Below are 24,042 nucleotides of genomic sequence, written 5' to 3' on the forward strand. Positions count from 1 at the left end.
AGTCCCGCTGGACCGAGGTGTGACCTCGGTCCAGAGCGTCACGGAGTGAGAAACGGCTCCGGTCCGGGTCCATCGGGACCCGGGCCGGAGCCGTTCTCATCGCTGCCGTGGGACGCGCCGGACGCCGGCACGTCGTACGGACTCAGTCGAACATGACGATCTGGCGGAGCACCTCACCGCTCTTGAGCGCCGCGACGGCGTCGTTGAGGTCGGCCAGCCGAATTCGCGAGCTGATCATGCTCTCGAGATCGAGCTTGCCTGCCTTGTAGAGGTTCGCGAAGAACGGGAAGTCCCTGCGGACGTCCGCGCCGCCGTACAGGGAGCTGAGGAGGTTCTTGCCCTCGAACAGCAGCCCGAAGGCGGTCAGCGGCACCTGGTCGTCCATCGCCCCCGCGCCCACGACGATGACGTCGCCGCCGCGCCGCGTGGCCTGCCAGGCGGTCATGATCGCGGCGGACTTGCCGACGACCTCGAAGCCGTAGTCGAAGCCCTGGCCGCCGGTGAGCGTGCCGATCGCGTCCATGAGCTGATCGGGCGTGCACGCGTGCGTCGCGCCGACCTTCTTGGCCAGCTCGTGCTTCGACTCGAGCGGGTCGATGGCGAGGATCGTCGTCGCCCCCGACACCCGGGCTCCCTGGATCACCGACAGGCCCACGCCGCCGCAGCCGACGACCGCGACCGTCGAGCCCGGCCGTACCTTCGCCGTGTTGATGACGGCGCCGACGCCCGTGGTGATGCCGCAGCCGATGAGCGCGGCGGCCTCGTAGGGGACCTCCGGGTCCACCTTGATGGCGCCCTGCCACGGGACGACGATCTCCTCGGCCCAGGTGCCGCAGCCCGCCATGCCGAACGCGGGCGTCTGGCCGCCGTAGAGGAAGCGGGCCTCCATGAAGCTCTTCATGACGTAGGTCGTGCAGAGATTGGGCTGGCCGACGATGCAGTTGGGGCAGTCCCCGCAGGCCGGAGTCCAGTTGATGATGACGTGGTCCCCTGGCTGGACGGAGGTCACGTGGTCCCCGACCTCGACGACCTCGCCCGCGCCCTCGTGGCCGGGGATCACCGGCAGCGGCATGGGCAGGACGCCTGTCAGGACGGAGAGGTCGGAGTGGCAGACACCCGTGGCCTTGATCTTCACTCGCACGTCGGACGGGCCGACGGGCGTGAGGGTGAAGTCGTCGCGGATGTCGAGTTTGTCGTCGCCGACCGCGTGCAAGAGAGCGCCGCGCATTGGACCTCCTGGGGGGTTACTCGTCTTCGAGTTATGAGTCTTCGAGCGACTTATGAGCCTTCGAGGGACAAGGCGGCCTTGGGGCACGACCGGACCGCGTGCCGCACCCGGTCCAGCATCTCGGCGGGGGGCTCCGGCAGCAGGACGTGCAACTGGTCGTCGTCGTCGACCTCGAACACCTCGGGCGCGAGGCCCATGCAAACGGCGTTCGCTTCGCAGATCAGATAGTCGACCTTGACCTTCATGTCCGGCTCTCCTTCGCACGGTGGCTCGTCCGCACTCTCAATCCGGCGGCCGGGATCGTGTCGTTCCACCGACCTCCCGCCGACCGGTGAGGTCGCGCTCACCCAACGCTAGCGCCGGGCAGCTTGCGATGATCCCATGAGACGACGCGGGACGGCTCGACGACATAGGCGATCCGCTTGCGGGCGGTGTGCGCGACGTACTCACGCAACGAGCCGTCCTCGCCGCCGTCGTTCTCGCCGGCGCCGTTCGAAGCCGTGCCGTCGGGGGCGGCCATGCCCGTCATCCGCCGGGTGACGTCCATCCCGACGTCGAGGACCTCTTCCGGGTCGTCGATGAGGCGGGCCGTGCCGTAGACCATGACACCGCGCAACTCGAAGTAGTCGTCGCCGGACTCGACGAGGCAGGTGACTCTTGAGTCGCGGTCGATGTTCTTCGCCTTCTGGGCCTTGCGGTACGTCCAGAAGGTGATCTTTCCGTCGCTCAGGCCGTAGAACATGGTGACGAGGTGGGGGGTGCCGTCGCCGTTGATCGTGGCAAGGTGGAGCTTGCGCGCGTCGCGCAGGAACCCGGCGAGCTCCTCGTCCTCCATCGCGATGCCTGCACGGCGGTTCACGCTGGGCTGGGTCACGCTGCAAAGTAGAACATGTTGCAGCAGTGCCGACAAGAGGCGAATGGAATGTTGTTCGGGTGCGTGTGCGGTGGTCGAGCGGGGGTCGGTAGGGTTCGACCGCGACGGCGAAACGGCCGTCCGCGATAGCCGTACAGAGGGACAGCACATGGCCGTCACGATGCCCGACGATCTTCGCCGCCTCGCCGAGGAGGCGAGGGGTTTCATGCCGCCCGCCGAAGGGCTGGCGCTGTTCGAGATCGCCGCCCAGTACGGCTCCCGCGGCCCGATCTGCGAGATCGGCACCTACTGCGGCAAGTCGGCCGTCTATCTGGGCGCGGGCGCGCGGGAGGCGGGCTCGGTGGTGTTCACCGTCGACCACCATCGCGGCTCCGAGGAGATCCAGCCGGGCTGGGAGCACCACGACGCCGACCTGATGGACCCCCGCTTCGGGAAGATGGACTCATTGCCGTTCTTCCGGCGGACCATCGCGGAGGCCGGGCTGGAGGACGAGGTCGTCGCGGTCGTGGGCGCCTCGGCGGCGGTGGCCCGATTCTGGACCACGCCACTGGCGATGCTCTTCATCGACGGCGGCCATTCCGAGGAGCCGGTCACGAGGGACTACGAGGGATGGGCACCCCACGTCCTGGTGGGAGGGGTCCTGGTGTTCCACGACATCTATCCCGACCCGGCCATGGGTGGCCAGGCTCCGTACCGCGTCTACCTGCGCGCGCTGGCCTCCGGAGCCTTCAAGGAGACCCGAGTGGTGGGCTCCCTCCGCGTCCTCGAACGCACCACCCCCTCCTTCGCGTGATCATGCACAGGTTCGGCGACACGCCGTCCTGCCTGCGCATCCTTCCCCCGTGATCATGCACAGGTTCGGGCACGTGCCGTCCCACCTGGGTGAACCACGAGCGTGATCATGCGCGGACTCGCGCACGTGCCGTCCCACCTGGGTGAACCGCGAGCATGATCATGCGCGGATTCGCGCGCACGCCCGATGACCTGCGGCTCGGCCGTACGTGATCAGGCAACCAGGCGATCACGCGATCACGGCGATCACGCGTGAGTGCGATCAGGCGTGAGCGCGCTCGCACCCGCACTCGCCGGTGATCCGCACCTGCTGGCTCCCCGCGTCGCGGAAGACGCCGGACCCGGGAGTGGTCCGCGAAAGGGCGTCGGCCGCGAGGATCACCGCGGCCGCGGTGTAGCCCGATCGCTCGTGCGGGAAGTGCTTGCCGTTCACGAACTGCCAGCCGGTCCAGTAGGACCCGTCCTCGTGCCGCAGATGCTGCATGTCCGCGAACACCGTCAGCGCCCGCTCGTCGTCCCCGAGCGCGTCGAGGGTCATGACCAGCTCGCACGACTCGGCCCCGGTGACCCACGGCTGATCGGACACGCAGCGCGCGCCGAGTCCGGGGACCACGAAGGTGTCCCACTCCAGATCGAGCCGCTGGACCGCCTGTGGGCCCCGTACGGCGCCACCCAGGATCGGGTAGTACCAGTCCATCGAGAAGCGGCTCTTGTCCGCGAACGCCTCGGGGTGCGCCGTCAGCACGTGCGCCAGCCGGTCGGCCGCCAACTCCCAGTCGGGTTGCGGATCGCCCAGCCGTTCCGCGAGCAGCACGCCGCAGCGCAGTCCCTGGTGGATGGACGAGGAGCCGGTGAGCAGGGCGTAGGGGGCGGGCTCGCCGGCGGTGTCCCGCTCCCACACGATCTCGCCCCGGGTGGTCTGGAGGTCGACGACGAAGTCGAGGGCCTTGGTGACCACGGGCCACATCGACCGGGCGAATTCCATGTCGCCCGTCACGAGGAGGTCGTGCCAGACGCCCACGGCGACGTAGGCGGCGTGGTTGGACTCCCCGCCCGTCTCGGCGGCCTCTCCGCCGACGAGCTTCATCGGCCAGGAGCCGTCGGGACGCTGGTGCCGTACGAGCCAGTCGTAGCCCCTGCGCGCCTCGTCGTGGAGCCCGGCCACGGTGAGGGCCATCAGACACTCGATGTGGTTCCAGGCGTCGACGTGACCCTCAGGCCAGGGGATGCCGCCGGTGGCGTCCTGGACCGCGGCGATGCTCCGCGCCGTCTGGACCACCTGCTCGGCGGTGATGACCCCCGGGACGGACGGCGCCGCCGTCATGCGGGCTTCCGGACGTAGACCACCACACTCTTCCCGATCAGAGGGTTGAGCACGGCTTCCGCGATCCGGGTGGCGGCGGGGCGCTTCATGATGTCCCACACCAGGAGTTCGTGGTACGCCTTGGCCAGCGGGTGGCCGTCGTTGTTCACGCCGACCGCGCATTTGATCCACCAGTACGGCGAATGCAGCCCGTGGGCGTGATGGTGCGGTCCGACCTCGAGGCCGGAGGACTTCAGCTTGGCCTGGAGCTCCGCCAACGTATAAATCCGGATATGTCCGCCAGGCGCTGTGTGGTAGTCCTCGGAAAGGGCCCAGCAGATGCGCTCGGGGATGAAGTTCGGGACCGTGATGGCCGCCTGTCCGCCCGGCTTGAGGACCCGGACGATCTCTCGCATGGCGGCCATGTCGTCGGGGATGTGCTCGAGGATCTCGGCGGCGATGACGCGGTCGAACGACGCGTCGGGGAACGGCATGCCGAGCGCGTCGCCGACGACCGTCTCCCCGGTGGCCCCTGCGGGGATCTGCCCTTCCTTGTCCATCGCCGCGAACATCGCGGCCACGCCCTCGAGCTCGGCGGCGTCCATGTCGAAGGCGACCACGTCCGCGCCCCTGCGCAGCACCTCGAAGGCATGCCGGCCCGCGCCGGCGCCGAGATCGAGAACGCGGTCACCCGGTCCGACGGGCAGCCGATCGAAGTCGACGGTCAGCACTCGCGCCACCTTTCGTATCGCAATGTCGTCTCGTATCGCAATGTTTTAGGCCGCCGCACGGCAGGGCCCCATGTTCAGCGGCCCGGTGGGGCCGGAGGTCAACTGGTGCGACCCGCGCGCGCTGCGATGGCCTCGCGGTAGGCCTCGACCGTGCGCTGGGCGACGACGGGCCAGGCGTAGCGCTCCATGGCCCGGTCGTAACCCTTGCGGCCCACGGCCTCGCGCTCCTCAGGGGAGTCCAGAAGGCGGCGCAGGACCGCGGCCAGTTCCTCGGGGTCGCCCGGCTCGACCTGGATCGCGGCGTCGCCGACGACCTCGGGGAGGGCGCCCGTCCTGGAGGCGACCAGCGGGGTGCCGGAGGCCATGTGCTCGACGGCGGGCAGTGAGAAGCCCTCGTACAGCGAGGGGACGACCGACACCTCCGAGGTGGCGATCAGCTCGGCGAGCGCCTCGTCCGAGATGCCGTGGACGAACGTGACGTGCTCACCCAGCGAGAGCTCGGAGACGAGCTTCTCCGTCGGTCCGCCGGGCGTCGGCTTGCTCACCACGGTGAGGTGGACGTCGCGCTCGGTGGCGAGCTTGGCGGTCGCCCGCAGCAGCGTCGCGACGCCCTTCATCGGGGAATCGGCGCTGGCCACGGCCACGATCGAGCCCGGTCGTTTGGGCAACTCCGGCCGGGGGTGGAAGAAGCGGGTGTCGACGCCGAGCGGGATCAGCCGCATGTTGGCCTCGGGAACGCCGAAGTCGCGGTGGATGTCGGCCAGCGACGACTCGCTGACGGTCAGAATCGGGCTCAGCCGCGGGGCGACGATGCTCTGCATGCGCACGAACCCATACCAGCGGCGCATGGAGAGCTTCTTCCAGCCCTTCGCGGCCTTGAGCTCGATCCGCCGGTCGACGCTGATGGGGTGGTGGATCGTGCCGACGACCGGGAAGAACTTCTTGATCCCGAGCACGCCGTACCCGAGGGTCTGGTTGTCCTGGACCACGTCGAAGTCGCCCTGGCGCTTCTCCAGCTCGCGGCGCGCGCGAAGGCTGAAGGTCAGCGGCTCGGGGAAGCCGGCCGTCCACATGGTGGCGACCTCCAGCACGTCGATCCAGTCGCGGTACTCGCGCAGCTTCGGCGTGCGGAACGGGTCGTCGTCGTTGTAGAGGTCCAGGCTGGGGACCTTGTTGAGGATCACGCCCTCGTCCAGCTCGGGGTACGGCTGGCCGGAGAAGACCTCGACGTGGTGGCCGAGGGCGACCAGTTCGCGGCTGATGTGGCGCAGGTACACCCCCTGGCCGCCGCAGGTGGGCTTGCTGCGATAGGACAGCAGCGCGACTCGCAGCCGTTCCGCCAAGGGGCACCTCTTTCCCGCTGTGCCCTCTAGGGGGCTGGCACCGAACCCTACCATTTGACCTTTGATGGGACAGCTGGGGTGGAATTGTTCCTCGCGTTGCCCGCACCACGCCGGAACTGCGAAGTTAGCTTACCCGAACGAGATTCGGTGTAACACGTTCTATCTAACGGCGGGCGACGATGGCATCCTGAGGCAGGCAGGGCGGTACATTCGCCTCGTATAGCTCTCATCGGGCTGGTCGGGCACAGCGAGGAGGACCGTTGGCCAAGCGCGCGCTTGTTACCGGCATCACCGGTCAGGACGGCTCTTATCTCGCCGAGCACCTGCTCAGTGAGGGCTACGAGGTCTGGGGTCTCGTCCGCGGCCAGGCCAACCCCCGTGTGTCGCGCGTACGGAAGCTCCTGCAGGATGTGCAACTCGTCCGGGGGGACCTGCTCGACCAGGGCTCGCTGATCTCGGCCGTCGAGAAGGTGCAGCCCGACGAGGTCTACAACCTGGGCGCGATCTCGTTCGTCCCGATGTCATGGGAGCAGGCGGAGCTCACGGCCGAGGTGACCGGCATGGGAGTGCTCCGGATGCTGGAGGCCATCCGGGTGTGTTCCGGGATCACCGGGTCACGGGGCTCGGCTGCTGACCAGATCCGCTTTTATCAGGCTTCGTCGTCTGAAATGTTCGGGCAGGTCAGGGAGACGCCGCAGACCGAGAGCACACCCTTCCACCCCCGCTCCCCGTACGGCGTCGCCAAGACGTACGGGCACTTCCTGACACAGAACTACCGGGAGTCGTACGGGATGTTCGCCGTGTCGGGCATCCTCTTCAACCACGAGTCGCCGCGCCGTGGCGCCGAGTTCGTCACCCGGAAGGTGACGCTCGGAGTGGCGCGGATCAAGCTCGGCCTCGCCACCGAGCTGCGCCTGGGCAACCTGGAGGCGCGGCGCGACTGGGGATACGCGGGGGACTACGCCCGTGCCATGCATCTGATGCTGACCGCGGCCGAACCCGAGGACTACGTGATCGGCACCGGGCGGACGAGGTCCGTACGGGAGCTGGTGGAGGCCGCGTTCACGGCCGCCGGGCTGGACTGGGAGCAGCACGTCGTCTGCGACCAGACCCTGCACCGGCCGGCGGAGGTCGACCTGCTGTGCGCGGATCCCAAGAAGGCCAGGACCCAGCTCGGCTGGGAACCGACGGTGTCGTTCGAAGAGCTCGTCACGATGATGGTCGAGGCCGATCTCCAACTCCTGGCGGACGGCCACGACCCCGATCACGACTCCTCCTGGCCCTGACCCCCCCTTTTCGGGCGTGATCATGCACAGGTTCGGTGATGTGCTGCACGACCTGCGCGTTTCTTGGGCGTGATCATGCACGGGTTCGGCGGCTTGCCGTACGAGCTGGGCTTTTCCCGGTCGTGATCATGCGCAGATTCGGAGAAACACCCTCCCAGCTGGGAAAACCTATTTCGTGATCATGCACTCGCGGACCACCGGCCTCGCTGGGCGTCACGCGGCATAACGGCGATGCCTTGCCTCGCGGTCGCGCAACATGCGCAGCTGCGTGAGGACGAACGTCATCTGCTCCCTGGATGGCCGCCACCCTCTGGAGAGGAGTTTCCCGGCCAAATCCTCCAGATACTCGGCGGGCCGTCCGAGAACATCGGATTTGCGGACGATGACGAGCTTCCAGCCGCACTCCCGAAGCTGAGCGCGCCGCCACGCGTCGTGGGCCCTGTCCTCGCTGCTGCTGTGATGTCTCGCCCCGTCGTATTCGACGCCGACCAGATGGCTCCGATAGCCCATGTCCACGAACACCTCCGCGCCCGACGGCAGGATGACGGGTATCTGCGTCTCAGGCCTCGGCAGCCCGGCGTCGATGATCAGCACACGGGTCCAGCTCTCGCTCGGAGCCTGCGCGCCCGCGTCGCCGAGTTTCAGGACCTCGCGCAGCCTCTTCGCGTTGCGCTGCCCGGCGAGCGCGAGGGCCCGGTCGTGCAGATGCTCGATCTCGACGCGTCGCCGGAGGAACTGGTCGAGCGCGGCCACGGCCTCCAGCCGCGGCAGATAGCGCGCGCAGTCGAGAGCCGTACGTTCCTGGGTGGTGATCGTCACGCCGCCCGCGTGCGTGAGGTCCGCGGCGGCGATCTCGGCCTCGTACCCCCGGCAGCCGGGACGCCGCGGCCGCGTCCTTTCGCCTGCGGCAACCAGGAGTTCCACCGGCCAGTCATGACTTTCTTTGCCCGGGGGCAGCACGTCGAGGCCCCACAACCACGCGGCCGTGCGGCGGCAGATGATCGCTGTCGGACCGCTCATCGCGGCGATGATCTGCGCTCGTACGGCCAGGGCACGCGGATGGTCGCCGGCGTAATAGGCCCCGAGCGCGAGCCGGTGAATCTCGCCCATGGCGACGAGCCTGGTGAGCTCGTCCTTGTCGATTCCCCGCGCCCTGGCGGCTGCCGTCGTTATGAGATCCATGGCCGCACAGCATGCGGCTTCGCGCGCAAGGCCGTACGCGATTCCGCCTGGCTGTGGATAACAAGGCACGCACCGACCCGGGGGCGGGGACGGCGCGTGCATGATCACGACGGGTGTCGATGCAGGTGGGCGGGTGTTGCGCCGAATCTGCGCATGATCACGAACAGCAAAAGGCCAGTTCGTACGGCATGCCGCCGAAACTGTGCATGATCACGCCCAAGGGTTGCGCTCACGCCGAAGGGTTGTGCTCACGCCGAAGGGTTGTGCTCACGCGGAAAGCGTCGGCGCCGAGGGGCGTTACAGGGTGACGGGGAGGGATTTGATGCCGTTGATGAAGCTGGACCGGAGGCGGGCGGCCTCGCCGGACTGCTGGAGGGTGGGGACCCGCTCCGCCAGGACCTCGAACAGGACCCTCAGCTCCAGCTTGGCCAGGTGGTTGCCGAGGCAGAAGTGGGCGCCGCCGCCGCCGAACCCGATCTGCGGGTTGGGGGTCCGGCCGATGTCGAAGACGTCCGGGGACTCGAACACGTCCGCGTCGCGGTTGGCCGAGGTGTAGAAGACGACGACCTTGTCGCCCTCGGCGATCTCCTGGCCCCGGATGACCGTGTCGGTCGTGGCCGTCCGCCGGAAGAGGTTGACCGGCGAGATCCACCGGACGATCTCGTCGGCCGCGGAGCCGGCCAGACCGCGGTCCGCGACCAGCCTGGCCCACTGATCGGGGTTCTCGAAGAGAGTGAGCATGCCGCCTGAGGCCGCGTTCCTCGTGGTCTCGTTGCCCGCCACGACGAGGAGCAGCACGAACAGGTCGAACTCGTCGACGGTCAGCGTCTCGCCGTTCTCGGCCGGCTGGAGCAGCTTGGTGACGATGTCGTCCTGCGGGTCGTCCTTGCGGGCCGCGGCCAGCGCGTTGGCGTAGGTGTAGACCTCCATGGCGGCGGTCTGGCCCTCGTCCGGGTCGGCGGCGTAGTCGGGGTCCTGGGCGCCGATCATCCGGTTGGACCACTCGAAGATCTTGTCCCGGTCCTCGATCGGAGCGCCGAGCAATTCGCAGATCACATACAGCGGCAGCGGGGCCGCGAAGTCCGTGACGAAGTCGACCGAGGACTTGGCCTTCGCCTCATCGACGAGCTGGTGGCAGATCTCCCTGATGTGCTCTTCCAGCTTGCCGATGGCGCGCGGGGTGAAACCGCGGTTGACCAGTGAACGGCGCCGGGTGTGCTCCGGCGGGTCCTGGTTGAGCATCATCATGCGCTGGAGCTCGCGCTGCGGCTCGGGCATCTCGTCGAACAGGGCGAGCTTCTTCGACGAGGAGAACAGGTCCGAGTGCCGGGACACGTGGACGACGTCCTCGTGCTTGGTGAGCGCCCAGAATCCGGGCCAGTTCCGCTCGGCGTCGCCCTCGTGCCAGAAGACCGGAGCGTTCTCGCGCAGCCAGCGGAGCTGGTCGTGCGGGGCCCCCTTGCTCGCGTACTGGTCCTGGTCGACGAGGTTGATATCCATGGGACCACCTAGTGTCGAGGGTGAGGCCGGGACTGGAAGATCGTTTATACACCAGCCGAATGACGAACCTCTTACTGAAACGTGTTCTATTACGGCTCCGGATCGTACGTCAAGGTGTGGCCGGGGTGGCCGGAGGGTGACAAGACGCACCTTCTCCCGCAGGTCATCCGATGTGTGTGCGGCCTCGCACTTGACATCGGCCCCAGCTGTCAGGAATCTTCTCCTTGAGAAAACATCGGATGTATGGGGGCCCCTTGTGAAGTTGCTCCGCGTTGGTGCGATAGGTGAGGAACGTCCGGCCGTGCTGGACGGCGAAGGCCGCGTCCGCGACCTGACCGGCCTGCTCGGGGGAGCGGACATCGACGGGCCGTTCCTGGCCGGTGGCGGCCTTGATCGGGTCCGCGCCGCGCTCGCCGGAGACGACCTGCCCGTCGTCGACACCGAGGGCCTGAGGATCGGGGCGCCCGTCGCCCGGCCGGAGAAGGTCGTCTGCATCGGCCTCAACTTCCGCGACCACGCCGCCGAGTCCGGCGCGGCCATTCCGGAGGAGCCGGTCGTCTTCATGAAGGCGCCGAACACAGTCGTCGGACCTTTTGACGAGGTGTTGGTTCCGAGAAAGAGCGTCAAGACCGACTGGGAGGTCGAGCTCGCGGTCGTGATCGGCAAGACCGCCCGCTACCTCGAGTCCCACGAGGAGGCGCTCTCCGTGATCGCGGGCTATGCGATCTCCAACGACGTCTCCGAGCGAGAGTTCCAGCTCGAGCGCGGCGGTCAGTGGGACAAGGGCAAGTCGTGCGAGACCTTCAACCCGCTCGGCCCGTGGCTGGTGACGGCCGACGAGGTCGCCGACCCCCAGGGCCTGGGCATGCGGCTGTGGGTCAACGGTGAGCTCCGCCAGGACGGCGACAGCAAGAGCATGATCTTCGGGGTGGCCGAGGTCATCCGGTACCTGAGCTGGTTCATGGTCCTCGAGCCCGGCGACGTGATCAACACCGGTACGCCGGCGGGGGTCGCCCTCGGCATGCCCGACCACCCGTACCTGCGCGAGGGCGACGTCATGGAGCTCGAGATCGACGGTCTGGGCCGCCAGCGCCAGCCGGTCGGCCAGGCATGACGGCCGAGCAGGTCGTCGCACGGGGCTCCTCTGTGATCACGGCGATGGAGACCCACGACATCCGCTTCCCGACGTCGAGAGAGCTCGACGGCTCGGACGCGATGAATCCCGACCCCGACTACTCGGCGGCCTACGTCGTGCTGCGTGACGGCGACGACGAGGGCCACGGGTTCGCCTTCACGATCGGCCGCGGCAACGACGTCCAGACCGCCGCCATCAAGGCGCTGGAGCCGTACGTCCTCGGGAAGAGCGTCGACGACCTCGGCGCGCTGTACCGCGACATGGTGGGCGACTCGCAGCTGCGCTGGCTGGGCCCGGAGAAGGGCGTCATGCACATGGCGATCTCCGCGGTCGTCAACGCCCTGTGGGACCTCAAGGCCAAGCGCGAGGGCAAGCCGGTCTGGCTGCTGCTGAGCGAGATGTCGCCCGAGGAGATCGTCGGCCTCGTCGACTTCCGCTATCTCTCGGACGCCCTCACGCGCGAGGAGGCCCTCGCCATCCTCCGCGCCGCCGAGCCGGGCCGCGCCGAGCGGATCGAGCGGCTCAAGGAGAGCGGCTACCCGGCGTACACCACCTCGCCCGGCTGGCTGGGCTACAGCGACGACAAGCTGCGCCGCCTCTGCAAGGAGGCCATCCAGGACGGCTTCACGCAGATCAAGCTGAAGGTCGGCGCCGACCTCGACGACGACGTCCGCCGCATGCGGATCGCCCGCGAGGTCTGCGGCCCCGGGTTCCGCATCGCCGTCGACGCCAACCAGCGGTGGGACGTCGGCGCGGCCGTCGCCTGGGTCAAGGCGCTCGCCGAGTTCGACCCGTGGTGGGTCGAGGAGCCCACGAGCCCCGACGACGTGCTCGGTCACGCCACCATCGCCCGAGAGATCGCACCCGTCAAGGTGGCGACGGGCGAGCACGTCCAGAACCGGGTGATCTTCAAGCAGCTGCTGCAGGCCGGCGCCATCTCCTACCTCCAGCTGGACGCCGCCCGCGTCGCCGGTGTGAACGAGAACATCGCGATCCTACTGCTCGCCGCCAAGTTCGGCGTCCCGGTCTGCCCGCACGCCGGTGGCGTCGGCCTGTGCGAGCTCGTGCAGCACCTGTCGATGTTCGACTACGTCGCGGTGAGCGGGTCCATGGACGACCGGGTCATCGAATACGTCGATCACCTTCACGAGCACTTCGTGACGCCCGTGGTGATCGAGAACGGCGCCTACCGGACGCCGCTCGCCCCCGGCTTCAGCGCCACCATGCACGCCGAGTCGATCGCGGACTACTCCTTCCCGGACGGGCCCGTCTGGAGATCCGCATGAGCCGCGCGGCCCACACACGTCAGGGATGTGACCGATGAGCACGGAATTCGACGGACTTACCGCACTCGTGACGGGAGGCGGCTCAGGGATCGGACTCGCCACGGCCACGCTGCTGGCCGAGCGGGGCGCCCGCGTGGCCTGCCTCGACGTCAACCCGCCGGGGGAGCCGTTCCTCGGGCTCAAGGCCGACGTCACCGACGACGCCTCCGTCCGTACGGCGGTGGCCGCGGCGGCCGAGCACTTCGGCGGGCTCGACATCGTCGTCAACAACGCCGGAATCGGGGCGGCGGGCACGATCGCGGACAACCCCGACGACGAGTGGCTGCGGGTCCTGGACATCAACGTCGTGGGCATGGTCCGGGTGGCCAGGGCGGCTCTGCCGTACCTGCGGCAGTCGAGTCACGCGGCCATCGTCAACACGTGCTCCATCGCCGCGACGGCGGGGCTGCCGAATCGCGCTCTCTACAGTGCCAGCAAGGGGGCCGTACTATCGTTGACCCTCGCGATGGCGGCGGACCATATCGAAGACGGCATCCGGGTCAACTGCGTCAACCCGGGCACGGCGGACACCCCGTGGGTGGGCCGGCTGCTCGACGCCGCGACCGACCCGGCGGCCGAGCGCGCCGCACTCGAGCAGCGCCAGCCGATGGGGCGGCTCGTGAGCGCGCAGGAGATCGCTCATGCCATCGCCTACCTGGCCAGTCCGCTCGGCTCCGCCACCACCGGTACGGCCATCGCCGTCGACGGTGGCATGCAGGGCCTGCGGCTCCGGCCCCGATCGAACTGACATCGAACCAGCAGGGAGTTCGCCCATGCAGAGGATCGCTCTGCGCACCCGGCTCAAGGCGGATGCCGTCGACGAGTACGAGAAGGTCCACGCGGTGATCCCGGAGGATCTGGACGCCGCCCTGCGAGAGGGCGGCGTGCACACCTGGCGGATCTGGCGTGACGGACTCGACCTGTTCCACTATGTGGAGGTCGACGACTACGAGAGCCTGCAGCGCTTCCTCCGGGACAGCCCCGCCGACCAGGCGTGGCAGGCCCGGATCAACCTGCTGCTCGACGCGGACTTCGACCCGGCGGCGACCGGCCTTCGCATGGTGTGGGAGCTTCCATGAACGTCACCCCCTACGGTTTCGGCTCCGCGCCGATCGGCAACCTCTTCACGGCCCTGTCCGACGAGGAGGCGGCCGCCGCGATCGACGCCGCGTGGGACGCCGGCATCCGCTACTTCGACACCGCCCCCCATTACGGCCTGGGCCTGTCGGAACGGCGGATCGGCGCGGCGCTGCGGGACCGCCCTCGGGAGGACTACGTCGTGTCCACGAAGGTGGGCCGCCTGCTCGAGCCGAGCTCGGCCGGCGGGCGTGACGACCAGGGCTTCGACGTGCCCGCGACTCACAGGCGTGTCTGGGACTTCTCCCGCGACGGCGTGCGGCGCTCGCTCGAGGAGTCCCTGGAGCGGCTCGGCCTCGACTCGGTCGACATCGCGCTCATGCACGACCCGGACGCCCATTACAAGGAAGCCCTCTCCGAGGCGTATCCCGCGCTGGCCGAGTTGCGCGCCCAGGGCGTCGTCAAGGCGATCGGCGCGGGGATGAACCAGACGCGGATGCTCGGCGACCTCGTCAGGGAGACCGACATCGACGTGGTGCTGCTGGCCGGGCGCTACTCGCTGCTCGACAGGTCGGGCGAGGAGGAGCTCCTGCCGCTGTGCCTGGATCGCGGCGTGTCCGTGTTCGTCGGGGGAGTGTTCAACAGCGGGCTGCTCGCCACCCACGACCCCGCCGGCACCTACGACTACGCGCCCGCACCTGCGGAGCTGCTGGAGCGGGCCAGGGCGATGGCCCGGGTGTGTGAACGGCACGGAGTCACGCTGCCGCAGGCGGCCCTGGCGTTCCCGCTCAGGCACCCGGCGGTGGCCTCGGTCGTCGTGGGCATGCGCTCGGCCGCGGAGGTCGAGCAGAACATGGCCCTGACCGACCTGTCCGTCCCCGACGACCTCTGGCCGGACCTCCTCTCCGTCTGACCGTCCGTCTGATCAAGCCGCGCACGACGACAAGGAGACGTGTCGTGATCGACGCGCACCACCACCTCTGGGACCCGTCCCGCCGGACCTACCCGTGGATGTCGGGGGAGGCCCTCGCGCCGGTGCGCAAGCCGTACGGGCTGGAGGATCTCAGGCGGGAGACGGCCGCGGCCGGGGTGAGCGGGACGGTTCTCGTGCAGACCGTCTCCGACCTCGGCGAGACGGTCGAGTTCCTCGGCACGGCCGGAGGGTCGGACGGGCTGATCGCCGGCGTCGTCGGGTGGGTGGACCTCACCGGCGGCGTGCCCGATCAGGTGGAGCGACTGCGCGGGTCGACCGGGGGAGAACTGCTCGTCGGCATCCGCCATCAGGTGCAGGACGAGGCGGACCCCGAGTGGATCGCCCGTTCCGACGTCCGCGCGGGGCTGCACGCGGTCGCCGCGGCGGGACTGGCGTACGACCTGCTGGTGCTGGTGCCGCAGATCCCGGCGGCCCTGTCCGTCGTGCGGGACATGCCCGGCCTGCGTTTCGTCCTCGACCACGCGGCCAAGCCGCCTGTCTCCTCCGGCGAGTTCGAGCCGTGGGCGAGCGGGCTCGCCGAGCTGGCCAAGCTGCCGAACGTCGCGTGCAAGCTCTCCGGGCTGGTGACCGAGGCGTCGTGGACGGACTGGGAGACCCCGCAGATCGCGCCTTACGCGGCCCACATCCTGGACTCCTTCGGCCCCGACCGGGTGATGTTCGGCTCCGACTGGCCGGTGTGCGAGCTCGCCGCGTCGTACGCGCAGGTGGTCGAGCTTGCGGGTGAGCTCACGTCGGGTCTGTCCGAGGCGGAGCGTGCGCGGGTCTTCGGCGGCACCGCTCAGGAGTGGTACGGACTGCCCGACATCGACGACCTGGACGCGTCCCTGCTCCGGTAGGCCCGGGGCGAGGTGCCCATGACCCGTTTGAACGCGTTGCTGAAGGAGCTCTCCGAGCCGTACCCCCAGTTGCCGGCGATCGCGTGCACGGTCCGGTCGGTCTCGCGCAACTCCCGCCCGGCCGCGTGCATGCGCCAGCGCATGAGGTAGTCGAGCGGGGAGGAACCGACGACGGCCTTGAACCTCTCCGCGAAGGTCGACCGTGACATGCCCACGGTGGTGGCGAGGTCGTCGACCGTCCACTTGCGTGCGGCGTCCTCGTGCATCAGCCGCAGCGCGCCCCCGATCTGGGGATCGAGCAGTGCGCTGAGCCAGCCGCCCGGCGACTCGCCGTCCGCCGCCATCGTGGCGGCGTAGGTGCGCAGGGCCTGCACGAACACCATGTGGACGATGCGTTCGGTCATGAAGGCGGAGCCGAGCGCGGGCGCGGCCGTCTCCTGGTTGAGCAGCCGCATCGCCATGTGCAGGACCTCCGCCTGATCGGTCGAGGCGGGGACGTGTACCAGCGGCGGCAGCACGTCGAGGAGCAGCTTGGCGTTGTTCTCGTCGAAGGTGAGGGCCCCGCCGAACAGAACGGTGTCGACGGTCGCGTCCCCGTACCGGACGCGGGCGACGCTCTCGGCCGCCAGGAACACCGGCACGGCGTCGACGACCCGCGTCTCCAGATCGCTGGACATGACGTACGGCCCGCCGCTGGTGACCATCCAGCAGTCCCCCTGCCGCAGCAGTGCCGGCGCGGCGTCCTTCGGCGAGATCCAGCAGGAGCCCGCGAGCACCACGCCGAACTTCGCGTACCGGTAGCCCCCCGGGAACCGCAGCGCCCAGGGGCCCCCGGCCTCGAAGCGGGAGGGCGCGGCGCTCTCGACGTTCAGCAGGGACAGGACGTGGGACAGGGCATCCACGGGGGAACTCCGGACGATCGATCAGGTAAATCGGACTTTCTCGCATAGATTGTCCGGATTTCCGTCTCTAGGGTGCAAGGGCAAGCTCGTAAAGACGGGGGAAATTATGAAATATCGCCTATTGGGTCGCACAGGGGTGCTCGTATCGGAGATCTGCCTGGGTGCGATGACCTTCGGCGGTGCCGAGGGTCCTCTCTACCGCATGCTGGGCAGCCTCGGGCAGGACCAGGTCGACCGCATCGTCGGCACCGCCCTCGACGCCGGGGTGAATTTTGTCGACACCGCGGACGTCTACTCGGCCGGCGAATCCGAGATCATGCTCGGCCAGGCGCTCAAGGGCCGCCGGGACGAGGTCGTTCTGGCGACCAAGCTGGCCGCCCGCGTGGGACCGGGGGTCAACGAGATCGGCCTGTCGCGCCTTCACACGGCGCGGGCCCTGGAGGACAGCCTGCGCCGGCTGGGGACCGATCACATCGATCTCTACCAGCTTCACAACGTCGACCCGCTGACGCCGATAGAGGAGACGCTGGGTGCACTGAACGACGCCGTACGGCAGGGCAAGATCCGATACATAGGATGTTCGAACCTCGCCGCGTGGCAGGTGGTCAAGGCGCTGGGTGTCTCGGCATTGCGTGACCTGGCGGGATTCGCATCGGTCCAGGCGTACTACTCCCTGGTCGGCCGGGACCTCGAGCACGAACTGCTGCCCATGATCGAGGAGTACGAGCTGGGCCTGATGGTGTGGGCGCCGCTCGCCGGAGGGTTCCTGTCCGGGAAGTTCGACCGTGCCGGAGCGTCCGACCCGGCCTCGCGGCACGCGCAGCAGGGCTACCCCGACTTCCCCCCGATCGACCGGACGCACGCCTACGACGTCATCGACGTGCTCAAGACCGTCGCCGCCCGCCACGAGGTCAGCGTCGCCCGCGTCGCGCTCGCGTGGGTCCTGGCGCGGCCTGCCGTCACCACGGTCATCGTGGGCGTCCGCAGGCCCGAGCAGCTCGCCGACAATCTCGCGGCGGCCGACCTGTCCCTCACCGAAGAGGATCTGGCTCGGCTCGACGAGGTGAGCCGGATCCCCGCGCCCTACCCCGCCTGGGTCCAGCGGAACAGCATCCTGGGGCGGGCGGCTCCCCAGCCGGTGAGGTAGGGCTCACAGGGCCTGGCGCAGCCACTCCTCGACCCCGGCCACGTGGACGGTCGCCCAGGCCATCGCGATGTCGGGCTGATGCGAGGCGATCGCCTCGTAGATGGCCACGTGTTGCTCGCGCGTCTTGCCCAGGGCGCCCTCCTGGGTGAGACCGCGCCACACCCGCGCCCGCGTGGTCGGCCCTGACAGGCTCTCGATCAGCGAGGCCAGGACGGCGTTACCCGAGCCGGCCGCGATCCGCTGGTGGAACTCCAGGTCGTTGGCCACGAGTTGCTCGACGCTCGGCTCCGCCGGGAGGGAGTCGAGGATCTTGCGCAGGTCCTCGATGTCCTCGCCGCCCATCTGGGTCGCCGCCATCGCCGTGGCCGCGGGCTCGAGGATCCTTCTCACCTGGAAGAACTGCAGGACCGTGTCGTCCAGGTGGAAGTCGACCACGAACGACAGCGCATCCAGCAGCAGATGGGGTTCCAGGCTCGTGACATAGGTGCCGTCGCCCTGCCGTACGTCGAGGACGTTGATCAGGGCGAGCGCGCGGACGGCCTCGCGGAGCGAGTTGCGGGACAGGCCGAGGCGCTCGGCCAGGTCGGCCTCCTTGGGCAGCCGGTCGCCGGGGGCCAGCTCGCCCGAAATGATCATGTCCTTGATGCTGTCGATCGCCGCGTCGGTGACTGCCACGCCATGCACTCCTTGGAGTCCTGTCAGCCGGGGCGATCCCTGCGTGCGTGGACTCTTAGACATCCGATGTCTAAGAGTGTATGACGCGAAGCCCTCCCGTAGATCCCGACCGGGGCCCCGACCTCCTGTGGATTCCCGGGTTTCGCCGGAGACGACTCTCAGACGCGCTCGAGAATGGTCGCGGTGGCCAGGGCTCCGCCGGCGCACATCGTGACGAGGGCGGTCGAGGAGTCCGACCGTTCCAGCTCGTGCAGCGCCGTCGTGACCAGCCGTGCACCCGTCGCGCCGACCGGGTGCCCCAGCGCGATCGCGCCGCCGTTCACGTTGACCCGGTCCATGTCGGGCCGGTGGACCGACGCCCACGACAACACGATGGCCGCGAACGCCTCGTTGACCTCGAACAGGTCGAGATCGCCGATCGACATCCCCGACCGGTCGAGCACCTTCGCCGTCGCGTCGACCGGCCCGTCGAGGTGGTAGTAGGGCTCTGAGCCGACCAGTGTCTGCGCGAGGATCCGGGCGCGGGGGCGCAGGCCGTGCCGTGCGGCCGCCTCCTCGCTCATCAGCAGCACCGCGGCCGCGCCGTCGGAGATCTGTGACGACGTGCCGGCCGTGTGCGCGGCGTTCTCTCCGAGGACCGGGCGCAACCGCGCGAGCCCCTCCGCGGTCGTCTCCCGCAGCCCCTGATCCCTGGTGACCGTACGGCTCTCGCCCGTCGGCTCGCCGTCCTCGCCGAGAACGGGAGCGGCCACGGGGAGCACCTCACGGCCGAACCTGCCGTCGGCCCACGCCTTGGCGGCCAACTGCTGCGAACGCGCGCCGAACGCGTCGAGGTCCTCGCGGGTGAGAGCGCGGCGGCCGGCGATCCGTTCGGCGGCGGTGAACTGGTCGGGCAGGTCGATCGACCAGTCGTCCGGCCGCGGTTTCGCGGGCAGCACGTTGCTGCCGAGCGGCTGGCGGCTCATGACCTCCACGCCGCACGCGATCCCGACGTCGATGACGCCCGCCTGGATCAGCGCGGCGACGAGATGCACGGCCTGCTGCGACGATCCGCACTGGGCGTCGACCGTCGTGACACCCGCCCCGTACGGCAGGCCCGCGTAGAGCCAGGCGTGCCGGCCCACATGACCGCCCTGCTCGCCCGCCTGGGTGACGCAGCCGGCGAAGACCTGCTCGACGGCCGTGGGATCGACGCCCGACCGGTCGACGAGCCCCTTCAGGGCGGCGCCGAGGAGAGCCTGCGGCTTGACGCCGGCGAGCAGGCCACCCCTCTTCCCGATCGGAGTCCGTACCGCTTCGACGATCACCGGGCTGCCCACGAGACCTCCGCCACGTCAGAACAATGTTCCAGCAAAATGTAACGCGTTCTACTCTCGTGGGGAAGATGAGGACGGGGACCCTCCCGGCGGCCGGCCCGGATGTACGGATCCGGGATGATGGCGACATCCACCCCAGTCTTCGCACCGGCCGACCGGTCTTCGCACCGCCTGACCGAAGGACGTATGACGATGCCCGAGCAAACCGACGGTGGCCCGATCGGCCCGGTCGACGCCTCTCTCGTGCCGCGATACGGCGGGGAGGCGACGTTCGCGCGGCTGCCGCGCCTCGACCAGGTCGCGCACGCCGACGTCGCCCTGCTGGGCGTGCCGTTCGACAGCGGGGTCAGCTACCGCCCGGGTGCGCGGTTCGGGCCGGGGCACATCCGTCAGTCGTCGCGGCTGCTCCGTCCGTTCGACCCCGCGTTGCGGGCGGAGCCGTTCGCCGAGCAGCAGGTCGTGGACGCGGGCGACGTGGTCTGCAACCCCTTCGACATCAAGGCCGCGATCGAGGCGATCGACCTGGCGGCGAGCGAACTGCTGGGCCGGGGCACGAAGGTGGTGGCCCTCGGCGGCGACCACACGATCGCGCTGGCGATGTTGCGCGCCCTGGCCCGGCGGCACGGGCCTGTGGCGGTCCTGCACTTCGACGCGCATCTGGACACGTGGGAGACCTACTTCGGCGAGCCGTACACCCATGGCACCCCGTTCCGCCGCGCGGCGGAGGAGGGCCTGCTCGACGAGCGGCGCTGCGCGCACGTGGGGATCCGCGGTCCCCTGTACAGCTCCCTCGATCTCGACCAGGACGAGCGGCTCGGCTTCCAGGTCTTCACGGCCGACGACGTCGAGGACCGGGGCGCCGCGGATGTGGCCCGCGGCGTCCGCGCGCGGCTCGAGGGCGGTCCGGTCTACGTCTCGATCGACATCGACGTGCTGGACCCCGCGCACGCGCCGGGAACGGGCACGCCCGAGGTCGGCGGCCTCAGCTCGCGTGAACTGCTGGTCATCCTGAGGAGGCTGGCCGGGCTGGAGATCGTCGGCGCCGACGTGGTCGAGGTCTCGCCGTCGTACGACCATGCCGAGATCACCGGCATCGCCGCGGCGAACGTCGCGTACACGTTGTTGTCCCTGCTGGCGCTGAACTCGCGGCAGGACTCCGGCGGCTGAACGCCTCCCGGGAGCGGGTCAGAAGTCGGAGAAGAGCCGGCCTGCGGCGATCTCGATCCTGCGCTGGACCTGCTCGTAGGTGCGGCGGCCGCGGAGCATCTCGAGCAACTCCTGCACCCAGACGCCGGACAACGACCCGGCCAGCGCGAACTGCTCCTCGGTCGCGCCCTCCATCGTCAGCCCGTCTCCCGCGACCCGCAGCAACAGCCCGGCCATCCGGTCGCCGAACGGTATGTCCACCTCGGCCATGATCAGCGAGCGGATCAGGGCGTCGGCGAGCTCCGGCTCACGCATCAGGCCCCGGGTGGCCCGCATCAGGATGTCGACGGCCCGGCCCGCGGGTGTGGCGGCGCTGGGCGGGCGGCGCTCGATGCTCGACTCCAGCGTGTCGATCTCCTCGCCGACCACGGCGACGACGAGATCCATCTTGGAGGGGAAGTAGCGGTAGAGGGTCCCGAGGGCGACGCCCGCACGCTCGGCGACGGTGCGCATCTGCATGGCCTCGACGCCGCCCCGTGAGGCGAGCGCGGCCGCCGCCTGGACGATGCGCTTGCGCCTTTGGTGCTGGCTCCGCGTCCGCACTCCCGGTGTGGGAGTGGGAGAGATCGGATGGCTGTCCACCACGGATGCCCCCTCGGAATGTGGCCCCGGGGCGTCCGCGCCGACAGGCGAGATACGCATAGGAACACGTTATCTGATTCCCGGTCTGACCCGGTGGTTACTCGCCAGTCACAAATACCGGGCCCCTTGCATGTCTTTTCATGTTTTATGGGGATGTGGGAGCCGGTCTGGGGGCTGCCCTATGGACACAGATTAGAATGTGTTCTAGTTTGCGGTTCTGCCAGGTGTGCGAGGAGGCGGGTCCGGGGCGTACGGCGACGCCCCGGGGGACAGCGCGGAAATCGGGACCGAGTTCGCCCTTCTGGAGGGCCAGTGGACTTCAATGTGGACGAGACCCAGGCAGAGCTGCGCACGCTTGCGTCGGACGTGCTCGACCGGGAGGCCGCGCAGGCGCGGATCGAGGCCCACGAAAAGGGCGGCCTGCCGTACGACGCGAAGACCTGGAAGGCGATGGCGCAGGCAGGCCTGCTGGGTGCGTGTCTTCCCGAGGAGGCCGGAGGGGCGGGCCTCGGAGCGGTCGAGATGGCGGTGATCCTCAGGGAGACCGGCGCCCGGGTGGCGCCCGTCCCCGTCCTGCCCAGCCTCGTCGCCGCCCTGACCGTCTCGCGGTACGGCACGGCCGCGCAGAAGGAGGCCCTCGCGCCGCTGGCCGAGGGGGAGGCGGTGCTCACGTTCGCCTTCAGGGAGCCGGGCGCGGATCCGGGCGAGCCGCCCACGGCCACGGCCGCCGGCGGAAGGATCACCGGGCGCACGGCCGTCGTCTCCCATGCCGCGGCGGCGTCGGGGATCCTCGTCCCGGCCCGGGTCGAAGGGGCGGGGGTCGGCCTCTTCCTCGTCGAACCGAGGGCCGTGGCCGTACAGGAGGTGACGCTGTCGACGGGCGAGCCGGGCGCGGTGATCACCATGGACGGCGCTCCCGGAGAGGCGGTCGGCGAGGCCGACGGTGCGGCGTGGGAGTCGCTCCGGTTGCACGCGCTCGCCGGCATCACCGCGACCGCGTCCGGCGTGCTGGCGGGGGCGCTCAAGCTGACGACCGAATACATCAGGACGCGCCGCCAGTTCGACCGGGTGCTGGCCGAGTTCCAGGCCGTGACCATGCAGATCGCCGACGTCTACATCGCGGGCAGGGCGCTCGACGTGGCCGTGTGGTCGGGCGCCTGGCGACTGGCCCAGGGGCTGCCCGCGGAGGAGGACCTGGCGATCGCCGCCTTCCACACCACCGATTCCGCCCTCAAGGCCCTCTACACCTGCCAGCACCTGCACGGAGGCATCGGCCTCGACGTGACCTATCCGCTGCACCGCTACTTCGCCTGGGGCAAGAACGCCGCCCACCTCCTCGGCGGCACGGAGGCCCAGCTCGACCTGATCGGAGCGCTGGTCTGATGTACATCGAACTGACCCCGGAGCAGCGGCGGCTCAGAGACGAGCTCAGGGAGTACTTCACGGCCTGCCTCACGGCCGAGGACCGGGCGAAGCTGGCCCAGGATCCGTTCGGCCAGGCGTACATGGAGCACTGCCGCAAACTGGGGCGGGACGGCAAGCTCGGGCTCGGCTGGCCGAAGGAGTACGGCGGCGGCGGGTTCGGGCCGCTGGAGCAGCAGATCTTCGCCAACGAGATCGCCAGGGCCGAGGTGCCCTACCCGATCATCACGCTGCAGACCGTGGGGCCGACGCTGATGCAGTACGGCACCCCCGAGCAGAAGGACTTCTTCCTGCCGCGCATCCTCGCGGGCGACTGCCACTTCGCGATCGGCTACAGCGAGCCGGGCGCGGGCACGGACCTCGCGTCGTTGCGGACGACGGCTGTGCGGGACGGCGACGACTACGTCGTGAACGGGCAGAAGATCTTCACGTCGGGGGCGCACCACGCCCAGTACATCTGGCTGGCCGCCCGGACCGACCCGAAGGCGAGCAAGCACCGCGGGATCACCATGATGATCGTGGACTGCGCGGACTCCGGCTTCTCCTGGACGCCGATCGTCACGATGGACGGGCGCCACCACACGAACTCGACGTACTACTCCGACGTCCGCGTCCCGGCGACCATGGTCGTCGGCACGGAGAACAAGGGCTGGGACCTCATCGTCAACCAGCTCAACCACGAACGGGTGACCCTCGGGCCCGCCGGCAACATCGCGCACACCCACGTCAGATTCGTGGCGTGGGCGAAGGGCAAGCCGGGCCGGGACGGCAGGCCGCTGTACGACAACCCGGCGGTCCGGCGGGCGATCGCCCAGGTCTACGCGTACTTCCGGACGAACGAGCTGCTGAACTGGCAGGTCGCCGCGAACATGGACCTCGGCTGGCTGGGTGCGCCCGACGCCTCCGCCACCAAGATCTACGGCTCTGAGCGCATGCAGGACGTGGGCCGGATCGTGGGCGACACCCTGGCCCGCTTCGGCGACCCCGGAGACGAGGAGACGCAGGACCTGATCGAGCGGGTCGACCGCGGCGTCAAGGGGGCGATCGTGCTCACGTTCGGGGGCGGCGTCAACGAGGTGCAGCGCGAGCTCATCGCCATGCTGGGTCTCCAGCTTCCGAAGCCGCCGCGATGAACCGACCGTCACGGGTCGGTTTCCGAAGGCCGGGACGAATCTGTTTTCGAAGG

General features: G+C 69.3%; 24 protein-coding genes. 12 read left to right on the top strand and 12 right to left on the bottom strand.

Annotated elements, in window-relative coordinates:
• Positions 1–142: 142 nt before the first annotated feature.
• From Psi02_RS19290 to Psi02_RS19300, 3 genes are all read right to left on the bottom strand, one after another.
• A complete protein-coding gene (locus Psi02_RS19290) occupies positions 143–1,228 on the bottom strand; it encodes a Zn-dependent alcohol dehydrogenase (RefSeq protein ID WP_203955701.1) in 1,086 nt (361 codons plus the stop codon).
• Positions 1,229–1,278: 50 nt separating this feature from the next.
• Positions 1,279–1,473: a ferredoxin gene (locus Psi02_RS19295; protein ID WP_203976029.1), complete on the bottom strand. Its 195-nt coding sequence runs from the start codon at positions 1,471–1,473 to the stop codon at positions 1,279–1,281.
• A gap of 98 nt (positions 1,474–1,571) precedes the next feature.
• Positions 1,572–2,102, bottom strand: a complete 531-nt coding sequence (locus Psi02_RS19300) for a pyridoxamine 5'-phosphate oxidase family protein (protein WP_239094994.1) — start codon at positions 2,100–2,102, stop codon at positions 1,572–1,574.
• A 148-nt stretch (positions 2,103–2,250) separates the two neighbouring features.
• Between Psi02_RS19300 and Psi02_RS19305 the strand changes: the two genes are divergently transcribed.
• Positions 2,251–2,895 carry a class I SAM-dependent methyltransferase gene (locus tag Psi02_RS19305; protein WP_203976031.1) on the top strand — a complete coding sequence of 215 codons (645 nt, stop codon included), beginning with the start codon at positions 2,251–2,253 and terminating at the stop codon, positions 2,893–2,895.
• Positions 2,896–3,156: 261 nt separating this feature from the next.
• On the opposite strand, the gene Psi02_RS19310 is transcribed toward Psi02_RS19305, so the two are convergent.
• From Psi02_RS19310 to Psi02_RS19320, 3 genes are all read right to left on the bottom strand, one after another.
• On the bottom strand, positions 3,157–4,218 hold the full coding sequence (locus Psi02_RS19310; protein ID WP_203976033.1) for a glycoside hydrolase family 15 protein: 1,062 nt from the start codon (positions 4,216–4,218) through the stop codon (positions 3,157–3,159).
• The gene (locus tag Psi02_RS19315; RefSeq protein ID WP_203955697.1) at positions 4,215–4,928 is read right to left on the bottom strand and encodes a class I SAM-dependent methyltransferase; all 714 of its coding nucleotides are present in this window, start codon (positions 4,926–4,928) and stop codon (positions 4,215–4,217) included. The genes Psi02_RS19310 and Psi02_RS19315 overlap by 4 nt, the downstream gene beginning before the upstream one ends.
• Before the next feature lie 98 nt (positions 4,929–5,026).
• Entirely contained in the window at positions 5,027–6,325 is a 1,299-nt protein-coding gene (locus tag Psi02_RS19320; protein WP_203976035.1) for a glycosyltransferase family 4 protein, read from the bottom strand.
• A gap of 206 nt (positions 6,326–6,531) precedes the next feature.
• Between Psi02_RS19320 and Psi02_RS19325 the strand changes: the two genes are divergently transcribed.
• Complete coding sequence (locus Psi02_RS19325) at positions 6,532–7,557, top strand: GDP-mannose 4,6-dehydratase (RefSeq protein ID WP_203976037.1); 1,026 nt, start codon at positions 6,532–6,534, stop codon at positions 7,555–7,557.
• A gap of 213 nt (positions 7,558–7,770) precedes the next feature.
• On the opposite strand, the gene Psi02_RS19330 is transcribed toward Psi02_RS19325, so the two are convergent.
• Both Psi02_RS19330 and Psi02_RS19335 read right to left on the bottom strand, forming a co-directional pair.
• Entirely contained in the window at positions 7,771–8,739 is a 969-nt protein-coding gene (locus Psi02_RS19330) for a type IV toxin-antitoxin system AbiEi family antitoxin (RefSeq protein WP_203976039.1), read from the bottom strand.
• A gap of 297 nt (positions 8,740–9,036) precedes the next feature.
• On the bottom strand, positions 9,037–10,239 hold the full coding sequence (locus Psi02_RS19335; protein ID WP_203976041.1) for a cytochrome P450: 1,203 nt from the start codon (positions 10,237–10,239) through the stop codon (positions 9,037–9,039).
• A 256-nt stretch (positions 10,240–10,495) separates the two neighbouring features.
• Between Psi02_RS19335 and Psi02_RS19340 the strand changes: the two genes are divergently transcribed.
• Genes Psi02_RS19340 through Psi02_RS19365 form a run of 6 tightly spaced genes read left to right on the top strand, consistent with a single transcriptional unit; the run spans position 10,496 to position 15,606 of the window.
• Positions 10,496–11,353, top strand: a complete 858-nt coding sequence (locus tag Psi02_RS19340) for a fumarylacetoacetate hydrolase family protein (RefSeq protein ID WP_203976043.1) — start codon at positions 10,496–10,498, stop codon at positions 11,351–11,353.
• Positions 11,350–12,660: an L-fuconate dehydratase gene (locus Psi02_RS19345; protein WP_203976046.1), complete on the top strand. Its 1,311-nt coding sequence runs from the start codon at positions 11,350–11,352 to the stop codon at positions 12,658–12,660. Before Psi02_RS19340 ends, Psi02_RS19345 begins: the two co-directional genes overlap by 4 nt.
• 34 nt (positions 12,661–12,694) lie before the next feature.
• Positions 12,695–13,447: an SDR family NAD(P)-dependent oxidoreductase gene (locus tag Psi02_RS19350; RefSeq protein WP_203976048.1), complete on the top strand. Its 753-nt coding sequence runs from the start codon at positions 12,695–12,697 to the stop codon at positions 13,445–13,447.
• A 25-nt stretch (positions 13,448–13,472) separates the two neighbouring features.
• Positions 13,473–13,778 carry an L-rhamnose mutarotase gene (locus tag Psi02_RS19355; protein ID WP_203976050.1) on the top strand — a complete coding sequence of 102 codons (306 nt, stop codon included), beginning with the start codon at positions 13,473–13,475 and terminating at the stop codon, positions 13,776–13,778.
• Positions 13,775–14,689 carry an aldo/keto reductase gene (locus Psi02_RS19360; protein WP_203976052.1) on the top strand — a complete coding sequence of 305 codons (915 nt, stop codon included), beginning with the start codon at positions 13,775–13,777 and terminating at the stop codon, positions 14,687–14,689. Before Psi02_RS19355 ends, Psi02_RS19360 begins: the two co-directional genes overlap by 4 nt.
• 44 nt (positions 14,690–14,733) lie before the next feature.
• A complete protein-coding gene (locus Psi02_RS19365) occupies positions 14,734–15,606 on the top strand; it encodes an amidohydrolase family protein (RefSeq protein ID WP_203976054.1) in 873 nt (290 codons plus the stop codon).
• Here Psi02_RS19365 and Psi02_RS19370 read toward each other — a convergent pair.
• Entirely contained in the window at positions 15,549–16,508 is a 960-nt protein-coding gene (locus Psi02_RS19370) for an AraC family transcriptional regulator (protein ID WP_203976056.1), read from the bottom strand. The genes Psi02_RS19365 and Psi02_RS19370 overlap by 58 nt on opposite strands.
• A 106-nt stretch (positions 16,509–16,614) precedes the next feature.
• On the opposite strand from Psi02_RS19370, the gene Psi02_RS19375 reads away from it, so the two are divergent.
• Positions 16,615–17,655, top strand: coding sequence for an aldo/keto reductase (locus tag Psi02_RS19375; protein ID WP_275415213.1), 1,041 nt, complete (start codon positions 16,615–16,617; stop codon positions 17,653–17,655).
• 3 nt (positions 17,656–17,658) lie between these two features.
• On the opposite strand, the gene Psi02_RS19380 is transcribed toward Psi02_RS19375, so the two are convergent.
• A complete protein-coding gene (locus Psi02_RS19380) occupies positions 17,659–18,330 on the bottom strand; it encodes a FadR/GntR family transcriptional regulator (RefSeq protein WP_203955685.1) in 672 nt (223 codons plus the stop codon).
• Between the two features lie 158 nt (positions 18,331–18,488).
• A complete protein-coding gene (locus Psi02_RS19385; RefSeq protein ID WP_203976067.1) occupies positions 18,489–19,649 on the bottom strand; it encodes a steroid 3-ketoacyl-CoA thiolase in 1,161 nt (386 codons plus the stop codon).
• A gap of 189 nt (positions 19,650–19,838) precedes the next feature.
• Between Psi02_RS19385 and speB the strand changes: the two genes are divergently transcribed.
• On the top strand, positions 19,839–20,813 hold the full coding sequence (speB, locus tag Psi02_RS19390; RefSeq protein ID WP_203976069.1) for an agmatinase: 975 nt from the start codon (positions 19,839–19,841) through the stop codon (positions 20,811–20,813).
• 18 nt (positions 20,814–20,831) lie between these two features.
• On the opposite strand, the gene Psi02_RS19395 is transcribed toward speB, so the two are convergent.
• On the bottom strand, positions 20,832–21,434 hold the full coding sequence (locus tag Psi02_RS19395; protein ID WP_373317334.1) for a TetR family transcriptional regulator: 603 nt from the start codon (positions 21,432–21,434) through the stop codon (positions 20,832–20,834).
• 312 nt (positions 21,435–21,746) lie between these two features.
• On the opposite strand from Psi02_RS19395, the gene Psi02_RS19400 reads away from it, so the two are divergent.
• Positions 21,747–22,817, top strand: a complete 1,071-nt coding sequence (locus Psi02_RS19400) for an acyl-CoA dehydrogenase family protein (protein ID WP_203976071.1) — start codon at positions 21,747–21,749, stop codon at positions 22,815–22,817.
• Positions 22,817–23,989 (top strand): acyl-CoA dehydrogenase family protein, encoded by a 1,173-nt coding sequence (locus Psi02_RS19405; protein WP_203976073.1) that lies wholly within the window; start codon positions 22,817–22,819, stop codon positions 23,987–23,989. The genes Psi02_RS19400 and Psi02_RS19405 overlap by 1 nt, the downstream gene beginning before the upstream one ends.
• The last annotated feature ends 53 nt before the right edge of the window (positions 23,990–24,042 follow it).

This window comes from Planotetraspora silvatica (assembly GCF_016863315.1).
Classification (GTDB): domain Bacteria; phylum Actinomycetota; class Actinomycetes; order Streptosporangiales; family Streptosporangiaceae; genus Planotetraspora; species Planotetraspora silvatica.

What these genes read in the sequence shown, in the direction of transcription:
- Psi02_RS19295 (WP_203976029.1), bottom strand. Translation starts at nt 1,473, where the DNA reads ATGAAGGTCAAGGTCGACTATCTGATCTGCGAAGCGAACGCCGTTTGC.
- Psi02_RS19320 (WP_203976035.1), bottom strand. Translation starts at nt 6,325, where the DNA reads ATGGTAGGGTTCGGTGCCAGCCCCCTAGAGGGCACAGCGGGAAAGAGG.
- Psi02_RS19335 (WP_203976041.1), bottom strand. Translation starts at nt 10,239, where the DNA reads ATGGATATCAACCTCGTCGACCAGGACCAGTACGCGAGCAAGGGGGCC.
- Psi02_RS19290 (WP_203955701.1), bottom strand. Translation starts at nt 1,228, where the DNA reads ATGCGCGGCGCTCTCTTGCACGCGGTCGGCGACGACAAACTCGACATC.
- Psi02_RS19350 (WP_203976048.1), top strand. Translation starts at nt 12,695, where the DNA reads ATGAGCACGGAATTCGACGGACTTACCGCACTCGTGACGGGAGGCGGC.
- Psi02_RS19355 (WP_203976050.1), top strand. Translation starts at nt 13,473, where the DNA reads ATGCAGAGGATCGCTCTGCGCACCCGGCTCAAGGCGGATGCCGTCGAC.
- speB (WP_203976069.1), top strand. Translation starts at nt 19,839, where the DNA reads ATGCCCGAGCAAACCGACGGTGGCCCGATCGGCCCGGTCGACGCCTCT.
- Psi02_RS19405 (WP_203976073.1), top strand. Translation starts at nt 22,817, where the DNA reads ATGTACATCGAACTGACCCCGGAGCAGCGGCGGCTCAGAGACGAGCTC.
- Psi02_RS19310 (WP_203976033.1), bottom strand. Translation starts at nt 4,218, where the DNA reads ATGACGGCGGCGCCGTCCGTCCCGGGGGTCATCACCGCCGAGCAGGTG.
- Psi02_RS19360 (WP_203976052.1), top strand. Translation starts at nt 13,775, where the DNA reads ATGAACGTCACCCCCTACGGTTTCGGCTCCGCGCCGATCGGCAACCTC.
- Psi02_RS19330 (WP_203976039.1), bottom strand. Translation starts at nt 8,739, where the DNA reads ATGGATCTCATAACGACGGCAGCCGCCAGGGCGCGGGGAATCGACAAG.
- Psi02_RS19375 (WP_275415213.1), top strand. Translation starts at nt 16,615, where the DNA reads ATGAAATATCGCCTATTGGGTCGCACAGGGGTGCTCGTATCGGAGATC.
- Psi02_RS19345 (WP_203976046.1), top strand. Translation starts at nt 11,350, where the DNA reads ATGACGGCCGAGCAGGTCGTCGCACGGGGCTCCTCTGTGATCACGGCG.
- Psi02_RS19305 (WP_203976031.1), top strand. Translation starts at nt 2,251, where the DNA reads ATGGCCGTCACGATGCCCGACGATCTTCGCCGCCTCGCCGAGGAGGCG.